The organism is Nocardioides salsibiostraticola (genome assembly GCF_054783655.1).
The window spans coordinates 334,218-354,603 of sequence record NZ_BAAGQD010000001.1 but is presented as its reverse complement, the minus strand read 5'-3'; the positions used below and the strand labels follow the sequence as shown (position 1 = coordinate 354,603).

The following is a 20,386-nucleotide window of genomic DNA, read 5'->3' as shown; positions in this document are numbered from 1 at the left end:
TTCGTCGACCGATGGTCGGTTAGAGAGGAATGTTTCCATGCTTCTTGGCCGGCAGGGTCTCCCGCTTGGAGCGGAGCAGGCGCAAGGAGCGAACAATCTCGGCGCGGGTCTCGTGCGGCGGGATCACCGCGTCGAGGTAGCCGCGCTCGGCTGCGAGGTAGGGGTTGGCGAGGTGGTCGTCGTACTCGGTGATGAGTTCGGCGCGCTTCTCCTCGAGGTTCCCGGCCTCCTCGGCCTCGGCGATCTCCTTGCGGTAGAGGATGTTCACCGCACCCTGGGCACCCATGACGGCGACCGAGGCGGTGGGCCAGGCGACGTTGATGTCCGCGCCGAGGTGCTTGGACCCCATCACGACGTAGGCGCCGCCGTAGCCCTTGCGGGTGATGCAGGTGATCAGCGGGACGGTGGCCTCGGCGTAGGCATAGATGAGCTTTGCACCGCGACGGATGATGCCGTTCCACTCCTGGTCGGTGCCGGGCAGGAAGCCGGGCACGTCGACGAAGGTGATGACCGGGATGTTGAAGGCGTCGCAGGTCCGCACGAAGCGGGCGGCCTTCTCCGAGGCGTCGATGTCCAACGTGCCGGCGAACTGCATCGGCTGGTTGGCCACGATGCCGACCGAGCGACCCTCGACCCGGCCGTAGCCGATGATGATGTTCGGCGCGAACATCTCCATGACCTCGAGGAACTCCTCGTCGTCGAGGACCGCGGTGATCACGTCGTGCATGTCGTAGGGCTGGTTCGGCGAGTCCGGGATGATGGTGTCCAGCGCCCGGTCGAGGTCGGTGACGTCCAGGTCGGCCACCTCGTCGTAGGAGGGGACCTCGTCGAGGTTGTTCTGCGGCAGGTAGGACAGCAGCGCCTTGACGTACTCGATCGCGTCGTCCTCGTCGGTGCCCATGTAGTGGGCGTTACCGGACTTGGTGTTGTGGGTGCGCGCGCCACCCAACTCCTCCATCGAGACGTCCTCGCCGGTGACCGTCTTGATGACGTCGGGTCCGGTGATGAACATGTGGGAGGTCTGGTCGACCATGATCGTGAAGTCGGTGACCGCGGGGGAGTAGACGTGCCCGCCGGCGCAGGAGCCCATGATCATGGAGATCTGCGGGATGACCCCGGAGGCGTGCACGTTGCGCTTGAAGATCTCACCGTAGAGACCCAGCGACACCACACCCTCTTGGATCCGGGCGCCGGCGCCCTCGTTGATCCCGATGATGGGACAACCGGTCTTGATCGCGAGGTCCATCACCTTGGTGATCTTCTCGCCGTAGACCTCGCCGAGCGATCCACCGAAGACGGTGAAGTCCTGGCTGAACACGCAGGTCATCCGGCCGTCGATCTCGCCGTAACCGGTGATCACGCCGTCGCCGTAGGGGCGCTTGTCCGCTAATCCGAAGGAGGTGGACCGGTGGCGGGCCAACTCGTCGAGTTCCACGAACGTGCCGTCGTCGAAGAGCTGCTCGATCCGCTCCCGCGCGGTCTGGCGACCCTTCGCGTGCTGCTTCTCGATCGCCTTCTCCGAGCCCGCATGCACGGCCTCGTCGATGCGTCGGTCGAGGTCGGCGAGCTTGCCGGCGGTCGTGTGGATGTCGATGTCCGAAGGGACTTCGGTGCCCTCGGGGATACTCGCTGCCGTCACTGGTGGTGGCCTCCTAAGCGTTCGTAGGACAATCTAGTGCCCGTGAACTCGGACCCGACCCTGCGCCCACCCCTCGACAACGACCGACTGCTGACACTGCTGACCGGAACGCCCGACCTCGCGGTGGAGATCGTGGCCGAAGCGGCCTCCACGAACGCCCTACTCGCCCAGCGTGCGCGCGACGGTGTGGCCGAGGGTTCGGTCGTCGTGGCCGAGCACCAGACCGCGGGACGCGGCCGGTTGGACCGACGCTGGGAGACCCCGGCGGCCAGCGGCCTGACCTTCTCCCTGCTGCTCCGGCCGTCCGTGTCCGCGTCGGCCTGGCCCTGGCTGCCCCTTCTCGCCGGGTACGCCGTGGACCGGGCCCTGCAGGCCGCGGGCTACGCCTCCGGCGTGAAGTGGCCCAACGACGTCCTGATCGAGGGTCGCAAGGTCGCCGGCATCCTGGTGGAACGGATCGACACCCCTCAGGGTCCGGCCGCGGTCGTCGGGGTCGGACTGAATGTCCACCTGACCCCCGAGGAACTGCCGGTCGAGACCGCGACGGCGCTGTCCTTGGAGTCTTGTTCGCGGGGTGGTGCACCGGACCGTACCGACGTTCTGGCCGCGCTCCTGACCCAGATCCTGCGGACGTACGCCGACTGGCAGGCCGGCGGGGAGACCGGGGCCGCGGGCTTCGCGTCGACCTACGCGCAGGCCTGCGTCACCGTCGGTCAGGACGTCCGGGTCGACCTACCCGACGGATCGGTGCTGACGGGTCGGGCCACCGCCGTGGATCCCACCGGGGCCCTGGTGGTCCGCAGCCCGGGGCCGGGGGCAGGGCCGAGTGGCGAGACCGAACACCGGGTCGGCGCCGGCGACGTGGTCCACGTCCGCCCGCGTCGTACCGATCAGTGACATGATTGATTCGTGGCGATCTCACCGAAGGTGCTGAACGAGGGCGAACACCTCGTGGTCAACACCCGCACCCACCCCAAGGCCCTGATCGGGCCGTTCCTGGTCCTGCTGTTGCTACTGGCGATCGGGGTGTTCCTCCAGACCCGCATCGACAACGGGACCGCGGTCCTGGTGATCTGGGGCGTCCTGGCGGTCGGCGTCCTGTGGTTCTCCCTCTGGCCGTTCCTGGAGTGGCTGACCTCGAGTTACGCCTTCACCAACCGACGGTTGATCACGCGCAACGGCATCATCACCCGCCGCGGGCACGACATCCCGTTGAGCCGGATCAGCGATGTGGCCTACGAACTGGGGCTGATCGACCGGATGCTCGGGTGCGGAACCCTGGTCATCAGTGACGCCAGCACCCACGGGCAGGTGTTCCTCCACGACATTCCCCGGGTCGAGGAGACCCAGCGGAAGCTGAACGTCCTGCTTCACGAACTCCACGGTGGGGCGTCCAACCTCGATGAAGGACACTGACCCGCCCAGCGAATCGCTCTCCCAAGCCATCTTGGGGGAGTCGATGGCGCATACCGCCGCAGAGGTGGCTGCCGAGGCCGGGGTGACTCTCGCGGAGACCCGCCGTCTCTGGCGAGCCCTCGGATTCCCCGAGCACGACACCGAGAGGGCCTTCACCGACGGTGACCTGCAGGCGCTCTCGACGCTCGTGCAATCCGTCGACGGGGGTCTGCTCGACTTCGACACGGCGGTCAACGTGACCCGGGCGATGGGCCAGACGATGGCGCGGCTCGCCGACTGGGAGGTCGGCGAACTGGTTCACCGGGTGGAGCGGGTGGCGGCGGAGGACCCCGACGGTCCCGGGCGGGTCGAGCTCGGTCGGCAGCTCATCCGGGAGCTCGAGACGCCGTTCCAGGAGTTGCTCCTGTACGTCTGGCGGCGCCACCTGGCGGCTGCGGTGGCCCGCATCGAGGTGCTGGGAGACACCGAGGAGGGTCTGCTGACCAGCCAGGTCAGCATCGGCTTCGCCGACATCGTCGGTTTCACCGCGTTGTCCAACGAGATGACCCGCGACCGGATCGGGGACATGGTCGAGATCTTCGAGTCCCGGTGTGCCGATGTGGTCGCCGCGCACCGCGGCCGGGTGATCAAGAGCATCGGGGATTCGGTGCTCTTCGTGAACGAGGACGCGGTGGCGGCCTACGACACCGCCGAGGGCATCATCAAGGTCATCGGTCGCGACCAGCGGATGCCGGACGTACGCCTGGGACTGGCGACCGGATCGGTGGCGACGCGTCTGGGTGACGTCTTCGGCCCTCCGGTGAACATGGCGGCCAGACTCACCGCGGTGGCCCGACGCAACCGGATCATCATCGACCAGACGACCGCGGATCTGCTGCCCGCCGACCAGTTCGAGACCAGGCGGCTCCCCGCGCGTCCCGTGCGCGGGTTCGGGCTCGTCGAGCCGGTCGCCGTACGCCGGCACTGACCCCTTACCGGCGTCCTTCCGGTCTAGCCCGATCGGGCCAGTTCGAGGGTTGCGGAAGAAATCTGACTGTGACCCCGGGTTCGTTGCCTACGGTGAGACGGTGCTGCAGGCCCAAGACGTGTTCCTTGACCCAAAAATTCGTCGCGTATGGCGAGCCGACAAGGAGGTCGTCCTGTCCCGCAAGGAGTTCGACCTGCTCCACGTGTTGGTGGCCAACGCGGGAGAGGTCGTGACCCGGGACCGGTTGATGGCGGAGGTGTGGAAGACCACCTTCTTCACCTCGTCGAAGACCATCGACGTGCACCTGGGATGGGTACGCCGCAAGTTGGGTGACGACCCACGCCACCCTGCGCTGATCACCACGATCCGTGGTCAGGGCCTCCGGTTCGAGCGGAGTACCGCCGGAGCCCGCATCGAGCGGGCCATCTCGGAGTAGCCGCCGACGCCCGACCGCGCCCGAGGAGTCACTACTCTTCGCGTGTGTCGTCTACGCCGCCGTCGCCCCATCCCACGCATCCGCATGCCCCTGCCCTCGCCGTCATCGGTGGGGGCCAACTGGCCCGGATGATGGCGCAACCCGCCATCGCCCTGGGAGTGCCGCTGCGCCTGCTGGCCGAGGGCCCCGGGGTCAGTGCGGCCCAGGTGATCGTGGATCAGATCGTCGGGGACCACACCCGGTTGGAGGATCTGCGCTCGATCACGGCCGGGTGCGTGGCGGTCACCTTCGATCACGAGCACGTGCCGACCGAGCACCTGCACGCCCTGGCCGGTGATGGGGTGGCCGTGCGGCCGGGACCCGAGGCGCTGATCTTCGCCCAGGACAAGGGGCGGATGCGTCAACGGCTCACCGAGCTCGGGCTGCCCTGCCCCCGTCACGCCCTGGTGGAGTCGGTGGAAGAGGTAGAGCAGTTCGGACTGCCGTGCGTGCTGAAGACCACCCGTGGTGGCTACGACGGCAAGGGGGTGTGGTTCGTTGCGACCGCGGCCGAGGCCGCCGACGCGCTGGCAGCGGCACGCGAGACCGGGGTGGCGCTGCTGGCCGAGGAACGTGTCGCCTTCACCCGTGAGCTGTCGGCGTTGGTGGCGCGCTCGCCCAGCGGCCAGGCCGCGGCGTACCCCGTGGTGGCCTCGACCCAGCTGGACGGGATCTGTCACGAGGTCGTGGCCCCCGCGCCCGACCTGGATCCCGAACTGGCCAACCGGGCCCAGGAGATCGCGCTGCGGATCGCGGGAGAGCTCGACGTTGTCGGGATCCTGGCGGTGGAGCTGTTCGAGACCACAGGGCCGCACGGCAGCGACATCCTGATCAACGAGTTGGCCATGCGCCCGCACAACACCGGCCACTGGACCCAGGACGGGGCGGTGACCTCGCAGTTCGAGAACCACCTGCGGGCCGTCCTCGACCTGCCCCTGGGCGACCCGACCGCGCGAGCGCCGTGGACGGTGATGGTCAATATTCTCGGCGGCCCCGACGGGTCGGGCGGGCCGGACGGGCCGGACGGGCCGGACGGGGAGGTCGGACGGTTGTACGACGGCTACCCTCATGCCCTGGCCCGCGACCCCCGATTGCGGGTGCACCTCTACGGCAAGGAACCGCGTCCGGGTCGCAAGGTCGGACACGTCAACACCTACGGGGACGACCTCGAGGACTGCCTCGAACGAGCCCGCCACGCCGCTGCCTGGTTCCGCGGCGACCTAGGAAACGAGAGCGAATGAGCAACCCAGCCACCAGTTCAGCCACGGCTCAGCCCCGCGTAGGCATCGTCATGGGGTCGGACTCGGACTGGCCGGTCATGAAGGATGCTGCGACCGCGCTGGAGGAGTTCGACATCGCCTACGAGGCCGACGTGGTATCCGCCCACCGGATGCCCCACGAGATGCTGGCCTACGGCGAGGAGGCTGCGGGCCGGGGGTTGTCGGTGATCATCGCCGGTGCCGGTGGCGCCGCTCATCTTCCCGGGATGCTGGCCGCGGTCACCCCGTTGCCCGTGATCGGCGTACCGGTGCCGTTGAAGTACCTCGACGGAATGGACTCCTTGCTGTCCATCGTGCAGATGCCGGCCGGAGTGCCGGTCGCGACGGTCTCGATCGGCAACGCCCGCAACGCGGGCCTGCTGGCCGTGCGGATCCTCGCCGCGACCGACCCCGACCTGCAGCGCAGGATCGTGGACTTCCAGACCGAGCTCAAGCGCACCGCCCACGCCAAGGGAGCGGCAGTCCGCAGCGATGCCGGAACGCAGCGCCTCGGCTTCTGAGCCGACCACAGGTCGGGCCCCTGGCCGCCTGGTCGGGATCGACGTCGCCCGGGCCATCGCCCTGCTCGGGATGGTGGCCACCCACACCTTGGCCGAACGCACCAGCGACGGTTCGCTGAGCCTGTCGCACATGATTGCCAGTGGACGGGCCTCGGCCCTGTTCGCCGTGCTCGCGGGGGTGAGTCTGGCCCTGCTGACCGGGCGTCGACACCCGTTCCACGGCAGCGAACGAGTGGCACGGAGCGTGGGGTTGGCCACCCGGGCGTTGTTCATCGCCGCGATCGGTCTGACTCTGGGACTGCTGGACTCGGGGCTGGCGGTGATCCTGACGTACTACGGGTTGTTGTTCCTGCTGGCCCTGCCTTTCGTGGGGCTCGGCTCCCGAGGGTTGTTCATCGCCGCGGGGGTGTGGGCGCTGGCCGCGCCCGTGCTCTCCCAGGTGGTCCGGCCCGGGCTGCCCGAACGCGGCTTCGACAGTCCGGCCTGGACCCAGCTCGTCGATCCCGCGCGGCTGCTCAGCGAGCTCGCGTTCACCGGCTACTACCCGGTCGTGCCGTGGCTGACCTACGTGCTCGTGGGGATGGGCATCGGACGGCTGCCCCTGCACCGACGGTCGACGCAGGGGGCGCTGATCCTGATCGGGACGGGTCTCGCCGTCGTCGCCACGGCCGCCTCACGTCTGCTCACCGCACCGGACGACGTACGCCGCGCCCTCGGGCTGGAGCTGGGGATCCCGCCGGGAGACGTCCTGGACGAGATCTCCGGTGGACTCTTCGGGGTCACCCCTGAGGGGTCGTGGTCCTGGCTGCTGGTGGTAGCGCCGCACAGCGCCACGCCGTTCGACCTCGTGCAGACCGGTGGCTGCGCCTTGGCCGTGATCGGCGCGTGTCTGCTGGTGGTCGGAGCACTGCGCGGTTTCGGGGAACGGTTCGTCGCGGTGGTGTTCGGTGCCGGGACCATGACGTTGACGCTCTACTCACTGCACGTGGTGATGCGCACGGAGGAGGTGTGGCCCTCGGACAACGGTCCGGCGGCGTTCCGCTCCCACGTGCTGGTCGTCTTCGCCCTCGGAGCGCTGTTCGTCGCGGCGCGGCTGAGGGGCCCGATGGAGGTGGCCGCCGGCTGGTTCGCCGACCGGGTTCGGGGATGGGTTCAGCTCGAGGCGTCGGGCCGGGACCGCAACGACTTGGTCTGACCCCGTTCCTTCTTCGCCTTCAGCCGCCGTTCCTTGGCCCCGCGGCTGGGCCTTGTTGCGCGACGGGTCGGCGGGGGAGGCGCCAGTCCCTCGCGGATGCGAGCGGCCAGGCGTTCGCGGGCCGCGACGCGGTTGCGGTGCTGGGAGCGGTGCTCGGAGGCGACCATCACGATGGGGGAACCGGCGGCCCCGGTGAGCCTGGCCCGTTGGGTGTCGGTCAGGGCGGTGCTGGTGGACACGTCGTACTCGAGTTCGACCCGACTGTCGGTGGTGTTGACCGACTGCCCGCCTGGGCCGGAGGAGCGGGAGAAGCGTTCGGTGAGCTCGCCCGCGGGGATCGTGAGACCTCCGGGGAGTCCCGGTCCGGAGTTGACGCTGAGGTCTGTCCCTGGTCCGCCCACCTCAGGTCACGATCGCTTGCGCCATTCGATCGCGGGACACGTGTCCATCACCATCGGCAGGCCGGTGGACGTGACGCGTTCGAAGGCGGCCTCATCGATGACACCGAGCTGGAGCCAGACCCCCCGCGCGCCGATGGACACCGCCTGATCGGCGAACTCCCCGGCGGCATCGGAGCGGCGGAACACGTCGACCACGTCGACAGGGAAGGGGACCTCGGCCAACGTGGCGTATCCCTGCTCGCCCAGCACCACGGGCGCCGAGGGGTGGATGGGCACGATGCGCTTGCCGCGGGACTGCAGCAGCGAGGCGATGGAGTACGCCGTCTTGGACGGATCCCCGGAGAGACCGACCACCGCCCAGGTCTCGCAGTCGTCGAGCATGAGGCGCACGGCCTCGGGGTCCTGCCAGGAAGTCATGGTCGCATCCTAGAACGGGGTCGGCGGAAAACTTTCGGGGAGACCGGCGCATACCTGCCTCTGCTCGCGGGTACGGCCTCTACGTCGTGACCGCCGAATACCCCCCACTTCGGCGGTCACGACCTCGTCTGAGGCCCTGACGCCCCGGGATCGGTTGCCAAGGGCACCCTCTTCTTGTCGACAGAGAATCTCCGATTCTGTTGTCGCGCGTGATAAAGGTCTGCAATTATCGCGGTGCAGACCGGTCTCGGTCTCCAGATGATTGGTTTCCCAGGGGGGAGAGTGCGAGCGATGTCCATTTCGCTATCGCCCGACGCGCGCTTCCCCACGGCCGAGGAGAAATCGTCCACTCGGCCCCTCAGTGATTCGCGGCGTAGGACCGAGACCGCGCGACTTCTTTCCCGCGCCCGAGCCAGTCGTGGTGCGTCCCGGACCAAGTACGAGGACGAGGTCATCCGGATCAACATGACGGTCGCCTCCGACGTGGCGCGTCGCTACCACGGCCGTGGCATCGCGGCTGACGACCTCGATCAGGTGGCCTACCTCGGTCTGGTCAAGGCCGTGCGCGGCTTCGACCCCACCCTGGGCGACGACTTCCTCAGCTACGCCGTACCCACCCTGCGCGGGGAGATCCGCCGCTACTTCCGCGACGCCGGTTGGACGGTGCGCCCGCCTCGCTCGGTGCAGGAGGTGCAGTCGAAGGTGTCCGCTGCCGAGGCCGAACTCGTGCAGCGCCTCGGACGCACCCCGCGTCCCTCGGAGATCGCGGTCCATCTCGACGTACCGTTGACCCTGGTCATCGATGCCCTCAGTGCCGGAGGCTGCTTCTCGCCGATGTCACTCGACGTACCCGCTGTGGCCGGCGAACAGGCGCCGGCCGAACAACTCGGTGGGTGGGATCCCGCTTTCGACAGTTCCGAGGCGCGGCTGGCTCTGCAGCCGCTGATGAGTTCGCTGAGTGAGCGCGATCGGATGATCATCCACCTGCGTTTCTTCGAGAACCGCACCCAGGCGCAGATCGGCGCCGAGGTGGGGGTCACCCAGGAGCAGGTGTCGCGCTTGCTGTCGGGGATCCTGATCAAGATGCGACGCACCCTCGCCGCCTGACCCCGTCAGGACCAGCCCGCGGTCACTCGAAGATCGTCGGGAGGTCGCCGGTGTCGCTGGTGAAGTGAGCGTCTCGCTTCTCGAGGAAGGCGGCGACGCCCTCCTTGCCGTCTCCGATGGAGGTGTAGAACATGGCCAGCGAGTCCGACAGGTGCGCCTCGAGCGGGTCGGCGGCTGCTCCGTTGCGGTAGAGCATCTGCTTGGCCAGACCCAGCGCCACCGGTGAGCGGTTGACGACGAAGGAGCGGGCCAGGGCGACGGCCGCGGGCAGCAGGTCGTCGGGCTCGTGGACGCTGCGCAGCAGTCGGCCGTCAAGGGCCTGTTCGGCGGTGAGGATGTCGGCGCTGTAGACCCATTCGAGGGCCTGCTGAATGCCGACGATGCGCGGCAGGAACCAGGAGGAGCAGGCTTCGGGGACGATCCCGAGCCGGCCGAAGACGAAGCCGATGCGCGCCTTGGTCGAGGCCAACCGCAGGTCCATGGCCAGGGTCATCGTGGCGCCGATGCCCACCGCGGGGCCGTTGATGGCGGCGATGACCGGCTTGGGCAGGGCGTGGATGGCCAGGGTCACGCGGCCACCGGTGTCCCGGATCCCGTCGTGATACGGCGCCTCGGTCAGGTGCTCGCGCAGTTCGGCCGGGGTCGGACGCAGGGTCTCGTCGAGGCCGAACACGTTGCCGGAGGCGGACAGATCCATGCCCGCACAGAACGCGCGTCCGCTGCCCGTGACGACCACCGCGCGGACCTCGGGCGCGTGTGCCTCGTGGAGGAACACCTGCTCGAGCTCACGGGCCATGGTGAGGTTGAAGGCGTTCATCGCGTCCGGCCGGTTCAGGCTGAGGATCGCCACCCCGTCCTCGTCGACGGTCCAGGTGAGGGTTTCGAACGCGGCGGTGCTCATCAGGGGGTCACTTCTCCATTCCGGTGGCGGTGCAGAGTTTTTTGGGCAGGTTCTCGGTGTCGTCCTTGATGATCGCCTGGAACATCTGCTCGGAGCGCTCGGGATCCCAGTTGACGGCCAGGTCGGCAATCGGGACTCCGCAGGTCAGGCCGCTCTCACCGTCGACGTTCGTCATCGCCGAGGCCCAGGCCAGGGCGGTGATCGGGCTGCTGCCCTCGCCGAAACCCACGGCTTGGGTGGCGGCCATGTTGAGGTTCCAGTAGCGGAACGGGTTGATCACCGAAACGGGGCTGGCCACCTTGCTGCCGATGGCGGAGATGACTTCGCGTTGACGCCGGGCGCGGTCGATGTCGCCGAGCTTGGCCAGCTTGCGCGAACGGGCGTAGCCCAGGGCGACACTGCCCTCGGCCTCCTGGCAGCCCTTCTTGATGTCGAGTTTGGCCAGGGGGTCCTTCATCCGGACCCGGGGACAGATGGTGATCCCGTTCACCGCGTCGACGATGTCGACGAAACCGCCGAAGCCGATCTCGATGTACTGGTCGACCCGGATACCGGTCTCGCTCTCGATGGTCTGGGTCAGGAGTTCCGGACCACCGGCGGAGAAGGCAGCGTTGATCTTCGAGGTGCCCCGCCCGGGGATGTCGACGATGGAGTCCCGGGGGATCGACATCAACAGGTTCGGTCCGGAGCCGGTGTGCAGCAGCAGGATGGTGTCGGTGCGCTGTCCCTCGGCGTTGCCGGTGCCCAGTTGGCGGCGCTGCTTCTCGGTCAGATCCGCGCGGGAGTCGCTGCCGACCAAGAGGTACGTCGTGCCCGGCTGGTCGCCGGGGCGGTCACCGGTAGGGGCGAACTCGATCTTCTCGACCTTGTTCCACGCGACGAAGGGGGTGACGGCGAGGAAGATCACCCAGACCAGCAACAGGACCAGGACGGTGCGGATCCAGAACCGCGGGCGGCGCAGTCGACTCGAGCGGCCGCCGTACGACGTGCCGCGCCCGGGTGTCGGGGCCGGCGCCGGAGTCGGGGCCAGCGGTCCGACCGGCTCAGCCGGAACCGCGCGGCGCTGGGCGGTCGGCGGTGGTTGCTGACGGATCGGACGCGTCGCATCCGGGGGTGGCTCCTGGCCCTTGTTCTTCCCGTACAGCCAGGTGAAGTCCCGGCCGCCACCTGTCTCGGAGCCCGATTCGTCGCGCGGGCCATCTCCGGGGGGTTTCGCCATGCCGCTGACGCTACCGTGCCGTCATGAATGATCTCTCCGGCCACGCCCCCTCCTATGCCCGCGTGTCGCTGGCGGTGATGATGTCGAGCAGGGAGGCGAACCTGCTGGGCAACATCCACGGTGGAGAGATCGTGAAGCTGGCCGACTCGACAGCCGGTGCGGTCGCGCAGCGGCACACCGCCGGACCGGCGGTCACCGCAGCCCTCGACGAGATGGCGTTCCTGGAACCGGTCCACGTGGGCGACATCGTGCGCACCTTCGGCCAGGTCAACTGGGCGGGCAAGTCGTCGATGGAGATCGGCGTACGGGTCGAGGCGCAACCGTGGAACGACCCGTCGGCCGATGGGTTGCATGTGGCCTCGGCGTACTTCGTGTTCGTGGCGGTGGACTCCGACGGGAGGTCCAGGCAGGTGCCGGAGTTGATTCCGGAGACGGCGCTGGAGAAGCGCCGGATGAGAGAGGCGCAGATCCGTCGGGCGCACCGTCTCGCGCGCCGCGAGGACATCGAGCAGAGTCGCAACTCCTGATCTGCCCCCCTCCGTTCGGCGCGTCGCGACCCGGTGTGACGGGTGGGACTGGTGATACTGGTGAGTCCTCAACTGCTTCCTTCCCCTAGCAGGAGATCCCCATATGTCCCCGACTTCGGAGCGCGCTGCTCGAGTCCGTTTCCGGCGTGCCATCGCCCTGATGGTGATGACCTTGGTGATCCCCGGGTCGGCACAGTTGATGGCCGGCAACCGCCGCGTCGGCCAAGCCGCGGTGCGGGTCTGGCTGGGGTTCCTCACGCTGGGTGCGGTCACGCTGCTGGCGCTGGTGATCCACCGCGAACTCGCGTTCTGGATGGTGGCCAACACCAGCCTGTTGCTCGTGCTGCGACTGGCGCTGATCGCCGGTGCGATCGGATGGGGCTACCTGCTGGTCGATGCCTGGCGGATCGGGCAGCCGCTGTCGTTGAGCATGTCGCACCGTCGTGCGGTGGTCGGCGTGAACGGCGTGATGTGCTTCGCCGTCGCGGGCACCCTCCTTTTCGGCGCCCACATCGTGGGGGTCCAGCGAGACTTCATCATCGCCACGTTCGGGAACGGCGCCGCCACCGACGCGAGCGCAGGGCGGTACAACGTGCTGCTCATGGGCGGTGACTCCGGCGCAGGCAGGTGGGGGCTGCGCCCCGACTCGATGACGGTCGCCTCCATCGACGCCGAGACCGGCAAGACGGTGCTGATCGGCCTGCCGCGGAACATGGCCAACTTCCCCTTCAAGAAGGGGTCGGTGATGGCGCGCGAGTTCCCGCAGGGTTTCGACTGCGACGGCTGCTACCTCAACGGGGTCAGCACCTGGGCGGGCGACAACACCGAGCTGTTTCCGAAGTCGAAGAGCCCCGGCGTGGACGCCACCATCATGGCCATCGAGGGCATCACCGGCCTGGACGTGAACTACTGGGCGATGGTGAACCTCGAGGGCTTCAAGGAACTCGTGGACGCGGTCGGTGGCGTCAAGCTCAACGTGCGCGACCGGATCCCGGTCGGCGGCCTCGGTTCGGACGTCACGGGCTACATCGAGCCCGGCAACAAGGTGCTCAACGGTCACGACACGCTGTGGTACGCCCGAGCCCGTGAGGGTTCGGACGACTACTCACGGATGGCGCGGCAGAAGTGCGTGATGAACGCGATGGTCTCCCAGATCAGTCCCCAGAAGGCCGTCGTGAACTTCCAGGACATCGCCAAGGCATCCAGCGAGATGATCCAAACCGACCTGCCCGCCTCGGAGCTCGACCGCTTCATGGCCCTGGGGCTGAAGGCCAAGGGCGAGAAGATCGCCTCGGTTTCGCTGGTGCCGCCGATGATCAACACAGCGGATCCCGACATCGATCTGGTCCAGGGCAAGATCCAGGACACCATCGACCAGTCCGAGGGCGCCGCCAAGCCGGCCCCGGGGGCCACGGGTCAGGGCAAGAAGAAGACACAGGCCCCGCAGTCAGTCATCGGAGGGTCGCTCGGTTCGCTCAAGGACGGATACGCCGCCAACGAGTCCCAGGACCTCGGAGCGGCCTGCTGACCGTCTCGCGTCACTCGCGTGAGAAGGCCGACGCCCGCTGGATCTGATCCTCAGTCGGGGTCACCCCGGTGTAGCGCTCGAACTGACGAGCCGCTTGGAGTGCAATGACCTCGGCGCCCGTGATGATCGGGGTGCCCGCCTCCCTGGCTGCCTGGATGAGGGGGGTCTCCGCAGGAAAGGCGACGACGTCGAAGACGACGTGGGCGGCCTCCACATGGGCCGACGAGAAGGCGAGGTCGTCCGCGTACGGTCCGTCCATGCCCAGTGGGGTGGCGTTGACGATCACCGCGTGACCAGGGGCGGGAGCCTCGGTCACGGCCCGGTAGCCGTTCGCATCGGCTATGGCACGACCCGCCTCGGCGTTGCGGGCGAGGACGGTCAGATCGTGGAAGCCGGCCCCCCGGAAAGCGGCCACCACGGCCTTGGCCATCCCACCGGACCCGTGAACCAAGACCGGCAGCGAGCGGTCGACGGCATGCTGATCGAGCAGGGTCTCCACCGCTTCGTAGTCGGTGTTCGACGCCGTCAGGACGCCGCCATCGTTCACGATCGTGTTCACCGATTCGATCGCCGCCGCCGAGGGTTCCAGGACGTCCACGAGCGGGATGATCGCCTCTTTGAACGGCATCGAAACCGAGCAACCCCGGATGCCCAGAGCTCGCACCCCTGCAACCGCGCCGACGAGATCTTCGGTGGAGTAGGCCTTGTAGATGAAGTTCAGACCGAGCTCGTCGTAGAGATAGTTGTGGAAGCGGGTGCCGATGTTGGACGGGCGCCCCGACAGCGAGATGCACGTGACCATGTCCTTGTTCAAGATGGGCATGGACCGATTCTGACGCACGACGCGCCGTCCCGGCTCTCGAGCGGCGGTTGAGAAAGCGACGGTGTCCCGACGTCAGCTGACCTGAATTCCCACAGAAGCTTTGTCGATACCGGTGACCGCCCAGTTGAAGCCTGTGCCGATTCCGCCGGGATTGAGAAAGTTCCACTCGATCTTGCTCGGATGGCTGAGCGAGGGCCAGGAGGACATGAACTTGGCGTCGGTCGGGGGGTCGATGGTGGAGAACGCGCCGTTGTCGAGCCACAACCGCAGGCTGAAATTCCCGATGTCGCCGAACGGAAGGCCCGGCAGGGCCCGGGGCTCGATGTTCAAGAAAAGGCCATCACCCTGCCAGAAGCCGGTCGGGTGGTTCAGCACGGTGACACTCGCGAAGTTTCCGCCGTTGGCGAACTGGGAGCCCGGTGCCGATTCTTGAGTACCTTCGATTTCGAGGAGAACCTCGTCCGGGATGTACACGCCACCGTAGTTGAACGTCCCGACATTGACCGGATTACGCATCCTCAGTTTCACGTAGATCGTGGTTTGCTGCTGGAGCGGCGTATTGGCCCACGTGCTCTGCGTAATACCGCTCATATCGGTTGCGGCTTTGACTTCGTATTCGAATCTCATGATTCCCCCCGTCCGATCGAATCACCCGTGCGGCGAGTCGATATTCGAACGTACACCTTTTTTGGGTCGCGGTGCTTTGACTGATTGGAGGAAGCAATTGGGTGCGGGAAGTGCGACGAGGCGGGCATAGTGCCATGGGCTAGACCCTCCGGTGGAAGGTGATGGTGCTGTCGGGTCTGATTTCGTGGGCGTAGTCGTGGTGGTGGATCAGGGTGTGATGACGCGGGCACAACACGGCTGTCCGACTCAGGTCTGTGGACCCGCCTTGGTGCCAGGGATCGAGGTGATGCATGTGTGACATCCCTGCGGGCCAGTCGCAGTTCGCTGCTTGGCAGGTGGGGTGCTCGAGGCTGGCCGCGATCCGCTGACTCTTCGAGTGGTAGCGACGGGTGCGGCCCAGGTCGAGGACCTGGGAGGTGCCGTTGAGAACGACGGGGATGATCCCGGCCTCACACGCGATGCGTCGGGCAAGCCCTGGGCTGATGGGTTCTCCGGTGTCGAGGTGTGCGGGCTTGATCCCGCCCATCAAGGTGTCGTAGTCGAGGTGGATGACCGCGGTCGCGGAGACGCCGCCGGAGCGGGGTGCGTCTTCGGCTTTGAAGGATTCGATGAGCTCGCAGAACGCTTCACCCATCCGCTTCGGGGTCGCGGCACGCTCGGCCCGCAACTGAGCCTTCTCTGACTCCCCGGGGTCCTCGGTCTGGTTCTTGGCGGCTTGGTGTTTGGGCGCGGAGAAGGCGAGGAGGAGTTTCCGGAAGATCGCGCCTTGCGCGGAGGGAATGACGAACTTCCCACGCACCGCACCGGTCCCGTCGTCATGCATCGTCAGCCTCGTCTGATTGCGCGCTGAGTCTTCTTCCTTCGCCAACTGTTCTGCTTCGTAGGCTTCGGCTCCTTCGGGGTCGAGGATCTCCCAGACCCGCCACCCCAGGACCTTCAGCGTTCGGGCGTCGAACTCGGTCGCGTTCTCGATCAACGTCTTCTCGACCTGCGCGACCGTTTCGGGTGGGCACTTGTCCTTCGGGAGTGCTCCGGCGGCGCGGGTGATGACGTCGGCTTGTTCGGCGTGGAGGTCCCCGGCCGCGAGCGCGGTGCGGGTCTGTTCGTGGGTGTCGAGGGCTTTGGCCTGCTTGACCCGGCGGTTGGCTTCGGTGCGGGTGAGTTTGGTGGTGTGGGCCAACCAGTTCGCCGTGCTGGTTCCGCCGGTTTCCGCGGCTACGTCACGGCGGTCGGCCTCAGCCAGGACGCGGCGTCCGAGTTCAACGACCTGGGCTTCGAGCTCGGTCAACAGCAAAGTTGCTTCGCGGGCGTCTTCGTCGCGCATCGACCAGGTCGTGTGGTCGGCGACGGCCGTCAACTTGGCCTGGATATCGCACGCAGCATCCACGATCGGGTGATCCCGATTGAGGGTGCTGGTGTCCTTGGACATGTGCCTATTCCAGCACCGGGCACCGACATTCCTGCCCCGAAATGGGGGTTATCCACACACAGCCAATCAACAGAGTGGTAACAGTTTTAGAACACATTATCTAGATCTCTGGCGATGTCTGTGGCAGCCTCAAGGCGACTCAGGGCAGTTGGACGGGCACGACCTCCGCGGGGCAATCGGCGCGCCACGGCTTCCCGATCACCCCGTAGTGGTTGAACATCACTCGGTAGCAGGCGGTGTCGGGTTCGGTGTTGGAAAATCCACCCGATGAGCTCGAATGCCGGACCAGGAAGACCAGTTCGCTCGTTGGGTCGATAGCGTCCTCAGCGTCGAACTCGTTCATCTCGATCACCATCAGCCGGCCGTCCTCACCCGCGTCGCTCTCCGCGGCGGCGCGGGCGTAGTCGACGGAGGACTCCTGCGGGGGATAGCTGATCGCCTCTGCGACCACCCGGGCCACCCGGTCGGTCTCGTGGCTCCCCGGCGCGGGCCACAGGGCGAAGACTCCACCAGCCAGAAGGACGGCGATGGCGAACGGAAGGGCGAGTCGCTGGATCACCTGATCGACGCTAGGTGCGCGGGGGACTCGAGCGCCTGAGTACGTGTACTCGATTGAGCGGGCTCGATGGCGAACTCCCCTTCAAGGAGGGGTCGGTTACTGCGCGGAGGCCTCTCGGAGCACCATTCGCGGTGTTCCGCATCTCGTGATGTCGTGCACGGGTTGCGCGTCTATGTCTCTCATCGAGGATCCCCCTGTTTCCAGCGTGCCTCGCGGGGTGCGAACGGTCACGGATTTGTCGGGAAAACCTCGGAGGCAGCGGGGTGTCTGGACCACCTCCGAGGATGAGGGGAACTAGACCGGAGCCCAGGGGGTCTCCCCAGAACCCAGGTTTATGGCTACCTTGGAATTACCGTTCCGTAATCGAGGCTACTAGGCCGATCGGATGCTGAGGGAGTGTTTTGGGAAGGCCGGGGCCTAACTCCTCTGTCGCGAAGCGACACCGGTTATCCCTGCCCTGAGGAGTCGACATGACTAATCGAATAACGGAAGCAACCAAGCGAATCCCGATCAAAGATCTTGATGGGCTGCGCCAAACGCTCAAGACCATGGAGTTCCACGCCGTTGAAGCGGCCCCGGCGTTCGACGCAGCATTCGCGGAAAGCCCGAACCGGGCGATGGCCCTGGCCCGCGGCTTCGCTGGGGCATTGGCCACGACCGAGGAGCATCGACAGCTCTTCCAGAGCGTCGCCTCCATGGACGAGGACCGACGCCGGACGCTGATCAAGGGATATCGCCAGGAGGGCCAGGGCCGCGGCGTCGTGCAAGCGATCGGCCGCTTGCCGAGAGCCCAGGGCCAATCGCTGATGCGGGCAATGGTCGAGCGGCCCGACGGCGCGATCGACAGGGCGGCGGCCAAGGAGGTCGGGGAGTGGCTTCGTGACGCTGGAGCGGTGATGCGAGCCCACGCCGCTGGGCTACCGAGTCCCGACTTCGACGACGCAGTCGTCGAGTTCTTCGAAGACGTGGTGGATGAGATCTCGGACGCGGTGAACGCGGTGATCGATGCTCTCGAAGCAATCGGGGAAGCCTTCGTCGATGCCATCAAGGACGTCGTCAACTGGACTATCGAGGCGGTCAAGGACTTGGCTCACGCGCTTTACTCCGCGGCGGCCACGCTGGGCGAACTCGTCGGGAAGTTGTTCGAAGCTGGGTACGCCGTGCTCAAGACGATGCTGGAGGGCCTCGAGGCGATAGGCATCGCGATGAAAAATATCGTGATCGCTGCGCTCGACCTGGCCAAAGAGGTGGTCATGGAGGTCTTTCGCGCCATCGACGCACTCGGACGCACCCTGGGGCAACTGTTGTCGACTATCGCGAATGTCGCGGTCGGCTTGGTGAAGAAGGCGGTTGATGCTCTGCTCGCCATCGGCAAGACCATCGGCAACCTACTTGCCCAGGCCGTTGAGTTCGGGTTCACCTTGGTGAAAAATATGGTGATCGCACTCGTCGAACTCGGCAAGGCCATGGGCGAAATCCTGGTGACGCTCGTGACGCGTCCCCAGGACCTCTTGGGCCAGGTGGTGCGCTCGTTCCGTGAACTGGGTCGGAGCCTGGCTGAGATCGTCGATGCGACGCTCGCTGCCGGAGCAGAGTTCGTCCGGCGCATCGCCCGGGCCGCAGCAGAGATCGGCGAGGCGCTGGTGGACCTTGCGGCCTACGCCGTCGGAGCCACGATCGACATCGCGAAGGCGGTCGTCCAGGGCATCCTCGATGCCGGCAAGACGGTCGTGAACTTGTTCGTCAGCATCGCCTCGGCTGGCTTCGAAACGATCAAGAGGATCACCGAAGCGCTCTTCGAGTTGGGGCGGTCGTTGGTGAGCGTGCTGGGGGACCTCGTCCAGATCGGCCTTGGTGTTCTCAAGGATGTGCTCAAGGCCGCCTTCGAACTGGGTAAGACCATCGTGGAGTTCACCCAAGCGATGGTGTCCTTCACCTACCGGGTTGCGGCCCGCTTCATCGAAGCCGCTCTAGCGGCCGGTGCGGCGGTAGCCGAGATGCTCGAGTCGGTGGTGGCGGCGGGCTACTTCGTGATGCGCAAGATCGTCAGCGGCGTCCTCCAGGCGCTCGGACCGGTAGGAGACATCTTCGAATGGTTACTTGATCGGGGTGAAGCGCTGGCCAGCGAACTATGGCGTCAGGCCGTCCTCGCGATTCGCTACGTGAAGAACAGTGTCACCGACATTCTGGACTGGGCGTTGGCCCAAACCACAGCGATCTTCGACGGCATCTTGCAGTCGATCGAGGCGGCGGGTGAGGCGCTCTATAACGTCATCGAGTGGGCCGAAGCCGTCGGCGCCGCTGCGCTGGAACTGCTGGCTGAGGCAACGATCCGGGTCGGCAACAGCATCGAGTACGTCCTGAGCTACGTCGCCAACGACCTCCTGCCGGCGATCGGCTCGATCCTCAAGGGGGCCCTCAACGCAGGGATGACCCTGGTCGACGTGATGGCCTGGGCGCTGGATCGTTCACTGCAGGTCATCACTCAATCGGTGAAGTCGTTGCTGGAACTGGGCACCACCATCGCCGGACTAGTAGCGGCCACGCTCGCCAATCCGGGCGACGCTTTGGACAACCTGCTCCTGGCTCTGGACGCCCTCGGTGAAACCCTCGGCGACATCACCTCCCAGGTGTGGACACTGGGTGAGATCGCCTTCGAGGCCTTTGTGAGGTCCGCGAGGGCGGTGGGCCAGGCGGTGGGCGACATCCTCAGCGCAGCCCTGGCAGCGGCAGGTGCGGCGGTGGGCGCAGCAATCAGCATCTTGTTGAGCATGCTTGCTGGGTACCGCCGAATGACCGCGCAGGAGATCGCGGAGGCCCGTCTGGTGTTCGAGGATTCCTTGGACTACGAGCACATCTTCTTCAGCACCGACGACATCCTGAACGACATCATCTTCGGTGTTCAGGACTTCATCACCGGGAACGACAACTCGAGGGCGTTCGTGACCAACTCGTTGGTGAACTTCGATGTCGATGACGGTCCGATGCGTCGCAGCACGATGATCCACGAGCTCACCCACGTGTGGCAGTACCAGACAAGCGGCAGCGAGTACTTGGCCGACGCTGTGTTCGCTCAAGCCACGGGCGACGGTGTGGGGGATTCGGGGTACAACTACGGATACGAAGAACCGTCGGCCGACGTCACGATCCCCTCGGACTGGTCCGGTGGCACCTTCACCGATGAGCGGGGCAAACTCACCGGTGAGGGAGGCGCGGACGACTTGAACGCGGCCAACGGAAACTTCGGCTCCTTCAACCCGGAGATGCAGGCGCAGATCGTCATGCATTGGTATGTCCGCAAGATCTTGCAGGGCCGCCCCGAGACCGAGTACGCGGCGTGGCAACCGTACGTCGAGCTCGTTCGGGCTGCGTGATG

General features: G+C 66.6%; 20 protein-coding genes. 11 read left to right on the top strand and 9 right to left on the bottom strand.

The features are described 5' to 3' along the window. Positions 1–19 precede the first annotated feature (19 nt). Entirely contained in the window at positions 20–1,639 is a 1,620-nt protein-coding gene (locus ACYVLV_RS01700; RefSeq protein WP_460807194.1) for an acyl-CoA carboxylase subunit beta, read from the bottom strand. Positions 1,640–1,681: 42 nt separating this feature from the next. Between ACYVLV_RS01700 and ACYVLV_RS01695 the strand changes: the two genes are divergently transcribed. The 7 genes from ACYVLV_RS01695 to ACYVLV_RS01665 all read left to right on the top strand — a co-directional run bounded on the left by ACYVLV_RS01695 (position 1,682) and on the right by ACYVLV_RS01665 (position 7,472). Further along, entirely contained in the window at positions 1,682–2,536 is an 855-nt protein-coding gene (locus ACYVLV_RS01695; RefSeq protein ID WP_460807192.1) for a biotin--[acetyl-CoA-carboxylase] ligase, read from the top strand. A gap of 12 nt (positions 2,537–2,548) precedes the next feature. Continuing rightward, positions 2,549–3,055 (top strand): PH domain-containing protein, encoded by a 507-nt coding sequence (locus ACYVLV_RS01690; RefSeq protein WP_460807190.1) that lies wholly within the window; start codon positions 2,549–2,551, stop codon positions 3,053–3,055. Continuing rightward, complete coding sequence (locus tag ACYVLV_RS01685; RefSeq protein WP_460807189.1) at positions 3,042–4,022, top strand: adenylate/guanylate cyclase domain-containing protein; 981 nt, start codon at positions 3,042–3,044, stop codon at positions 4,020–4,022. The genes ACYVLV_RS01690 and ACYVLV_RS01685 overlap by 14 nt, the downstream gene beginning before the upstream one ends. A 100-nt stretch (positions 4,023–4,122) precedes the next feature. Further along, positions 4,123–4,458 carry a winged helix-turn-helix domain-containing protein gene (locus ACYVLV_RS01680; protein ID WP_460807187.1) on the top strand — a complete coding sequence of 112 codons (336 nt, stop codon included), beginning with the start codon at positions 4,123–4,125 and terminating at the stop codon, positions 4,456–4,458. A 44-nt stretch (positions 4,459–4,502) separates the two neighbouring features. Next, positions 4,503–5,738, top strand: coding sequence for a 5-(carboxyamino)imidazole ribonucleotide synthase (locus tag ACYVLV_RS01675; protein ID WP_460807185.1), 1,236 nt, complete (start codon positions 4,503–4,505; stop codon positions 5,736–5,738). Next, the gene (gene purE / locus ACYVLV_RS01670) at positions 5,735–6,277 is read left to right on the top strand and encodes a 5-(carboxyamino)imidazole ribonucleotide mutase (protein ID WP_460807182.1); all 543 of its coding nucleotides are present in this window, start codon (positions 5,735–5,737) and stop codon (positions 6,275–6,277) included. Before ACYVLV_RS01675 ends, purE begins: the two co-directional genes overlap by 4 nt. Next, positions 6,249–7,472, top strand: a complete 1,224-nt coding sequence (locus ACYVLV_RS01665; protein WP_460807181.1) for a heparan-alpha-glucosaminide N-acetyltransferase domain-containing protein — start codon at positions 6,249–6,251, stop codon at positions 7,470–7,472. Before purE ends, ACYVLV_RS01665 begins: the two co-directional genes overlap by 29 nt. Here ACYVLV_RS01665 and arfB read toward each other — a convergent pair. Both arfB and ACYVLV_RS01655 read right to left on the bottom strand, forming a co-directional pair. Continuing rightward, complete coding sequence (arfB, locus tag ACYVLV_RS01660; protein WP_460807179.1) at positions 7,430–7,873, bottom strand: alternative ribosome rescue aminoacyl-tRNA hydrolase ArfB; 444 nt, start codon at positions 7,871–7,873, stop codon at positions 7,430–7,432. The genes ACYVLV_RS01665 and arfB overlap by 43 nt on opposite strands. Before the next feature lie 6 nt (positions 7,874–7,879). Beyond that, a complete protein-coding gene (locus ACYVLV_RS01655) occupies positions 7,880–8,290 on the bottom strand; it encodes a CoA-binding protein (protein ID WP_460807178.1) in 411 nt (136 codons plus the stop codon). Positions 8,291–8,581: 291 nt separating this feature from the next. Between ACYVLV_RS01655 and ACYVLV_RS01650 the strand changes: the two genes are divergently transcribed. After that, positions 8,582–9,397, top strand: a complete 816-nt coding sequence (locus tag ACYVLV_RS01650; protein ID WP_460807177.1) for a sigma-70 family RNA polymerase sigma factor — start codon at positions 8,582–8,584, stop codon at positions 9,395–9,397. 22 nt (positions 9,398–9,419) lie between these two features. Here the strand turns inward: ACYVLV_RS01650 and ACYVLV_RS01645 are convergent, their stop codons facing one another. Further along, positions 9,420–10,298: a crotonase/enoyl-CoA hydratase family protein gene (locus ACYVLV_RS01645; RefSeq protein ID WP_460807174.1), complete on the bottom strand. Its 879-nt coding sequence runs from the start codon at positions 10,296–10,298 to the stop codon at positions 9,420–9,422. Between the two features lie 7 nt (positions 10,299–10,305). Beyond that, positions 10,306–11,517: an LCP family protein gene (locus ACYVLV_RS01640; RefSeq protein WP_460807172.1), complete on the bottom strand. Its 1,212-nt coding sequence runs from the start codon at positions 11,515–11,517 to the stop codon at positions 10,306–10,308. 23 nt (positions 11,518–11,540) lie between these two features. Here ACYVLV_RS01640 and ACYVLV_RS01635 point away from each other — a divergent pair, with 23 nt between their 5' ends. Together ACYVLV_RS01635 and ACYVLV_RS01630 are read left to right on the top strand one after the other, a co-directional pair. Next, positions 11,541–12,044: an acyl-CoA thioesterase gene (locus ACYVLV_RS01635; RefSeq protein ID WP_460807169.1), complete on the top strand. Its 504-nt coding sequence runs from the start codon at positions 11,541–11,543 to the stop codon at positions 12,042–12,044. Between the two features lie 103 nt (positions 12,045–12,147). Further along, positions 12,148–13,572 (top strand): LCP family protein, encoded by a 1,425-nt coding sequence (locus tag ACYVLV_RS01630; protein WP_460807167.1) that lies wholly within the window; start codon positions 12,148–12,150, stop codon positions 13,570–13,572. A 10-nt stretch (positions 13,573–13,582) separates the two neighbouring features. Here the strand turns inward: ACYVLV_RS01630 and ACYVLV_RS01625 are convergent, their stop codons facing one another. From ACYVLV_RS01625 to ACYVLV_RS01610, 4 genes are all read right to left on the bottom strand, one after another. After that, positions 13,583–14,395, bottom strand: coding sequence for a shikimate 5-dehydrogenase (locus ACYVLV_RS01625; RefSeq protein ID WP_460807165.1), 813 nt, complete (start codon positions 14,393–14,395; stop codon positions 13,583–13,585). Positions 14,396–14,467: 72 nt separating this feature from the next. Further along, positions 14,468–15,022 carry a hypothetical protein gene (locus ACYVLV_RS01620; RefSeq protein WP_460807163.1) on the bottom strand — a complete coding sequence of 185 codons (555 nt, stop codon included), beginning with the start codon at positions 15,020–15,022 and terminating at the stop codon, positions 14,468–14,470. A 139-nt stretch (positions 15,023–15,161) separates the two neighbouring features. After that, entirely contained in the window at positions 15,162–16,451 is a 1,290-nt protein-coding gene (locus tag ACYVLV_RS01615; RefSeq protein WP_460807161.1) for an HNH endonuclease signature motif containing protein, read from the bottom strand. 139 nt (positions 16,452–16,590) lie between these two features. After that, positions 16,591–17,010: a hypothetical protein gene (locus ACYVLV_RS01610; protein ID WP_460807159.1), complete on the bottom strand. Its 420-nt coding sequence runs from the start codon at positions 17,008–17,010 to the stop codon at positions 16,591–16,593. Positions 17,011–17,480: 470 nt separating this feature from the next. Between ACYVLV_RS01610 and ACYVLV_RS01605 the strand changes: the two genes are divergently transcribed. After that, positions 17,481–20,384 (top strand): phage tail family protein, encoded by a 2,904-nt coding sequence (locus ACYVLV_RS01605; protein WP_460807156.1) that lies wholly within the window; start codon positions 17,481–17,483, stop codon positions 20,382–20,384. Positions 20,385–20,386: the final 2 nt, after the last annotated feature.

Excerpts from the sequence above, each read along its gene's own strand:
- ACYVLV_RS01685 (WP_460807189.1), top strand. The coding sequence starts at position 3,042 with ATGAAGGACACTGACCCGCCCAGCGAATCGCTCTCCCAAGCCATCTTG.
- purE (WP_460807182.1), top strand. The coding sequence starts at position 5,735 with ATGAGCAACCCAGCCACCAGTTCAGCCACGGCTCAGCCCCGCGTAGGC.
- ACYVLV_RS01665 (WP_460807181.1), top strand. The coding sequence starts at position 6,249 with ATGCCGGAACGCAGCGCCTCGGCTTCTGAGCCGACCACAGGTCGGGCC.
- ACYVLV_RS01655 (WP_460807178.1), bottom strand. The coding sequence starts at position 8,290 with ATGACTTCCTGGCAGGACCCCGAGGCCGTGCGCCTCATGCTCGACGAC.
- ACYVLV_RS01650 (WP_460807177.1), top strand. The coding sequence starts at position 8,582 with ATGTCCATTTCGCTATCGCCCGACGCGCGCTTCCCCACGGCCGAGGAG.
- ACYVLV_RS01645 (WP_460807174.1), bottom strand. The coding sequence starts at position 10,298 with ATGAGCACCGCCGCGTTCGAAACCCTCACCTGGACCGTCGACGAGGAC.
- ACYVLV_RS01640 (WP_460807172.1), bottom strand. The coding sequence starts at position 11,517 with ATGGCGAAACCCCCCGGAGATGGCCCGCGCGACGAATCGGGCTCCGAG.
- ACYVLV_RS01635 (WP_460807169.1), top strand. The coding sequence starts at position 11,541 with ATGAATGATCTCTCCGGCCACGCCCCCTCCTATGCCCGCGTGTCGCTG.
- ACYVLV_RS01630 (WP_460807167.1), top strand. The coding sequence starts at position 12,148 with ATGTCCCCGACTTCGGAGCGCGCTGCTCGAGTCCGTTTCCGGCGTGCC.
- ACYVLV_RS01625 (WP_460807165.1), bottom strand. The coding sequence starts at position 14,395 with ATGCCCATCTTGAACAAGGACATGGTCACGTGCATCTCGCTGTCGGGG.
- ACYVLV_RS01620 (WP_460807163.1), bottom strand. The coding sequence starts at position 15,022 with ATGAGATTCGAATACGAAGTCAAAGCCGCAACCGATATGAGCGGTATT.
- ACYVLV_RS01615 (WP_460807161.1), bottom strand. The coding sequence starts at position 16,451 with ATGTCCAAGGACACCAGCACCCTCAATCGGGATCACCCGATCGTGGAT.
- ACYVLV_RS01605 (WP_460807156.1), top strand. The coding sequence starts at position 17,481 with ATGACTAATCGAATAACGGAAGCAACCAAGCGAATCCCGATCAAAGAT.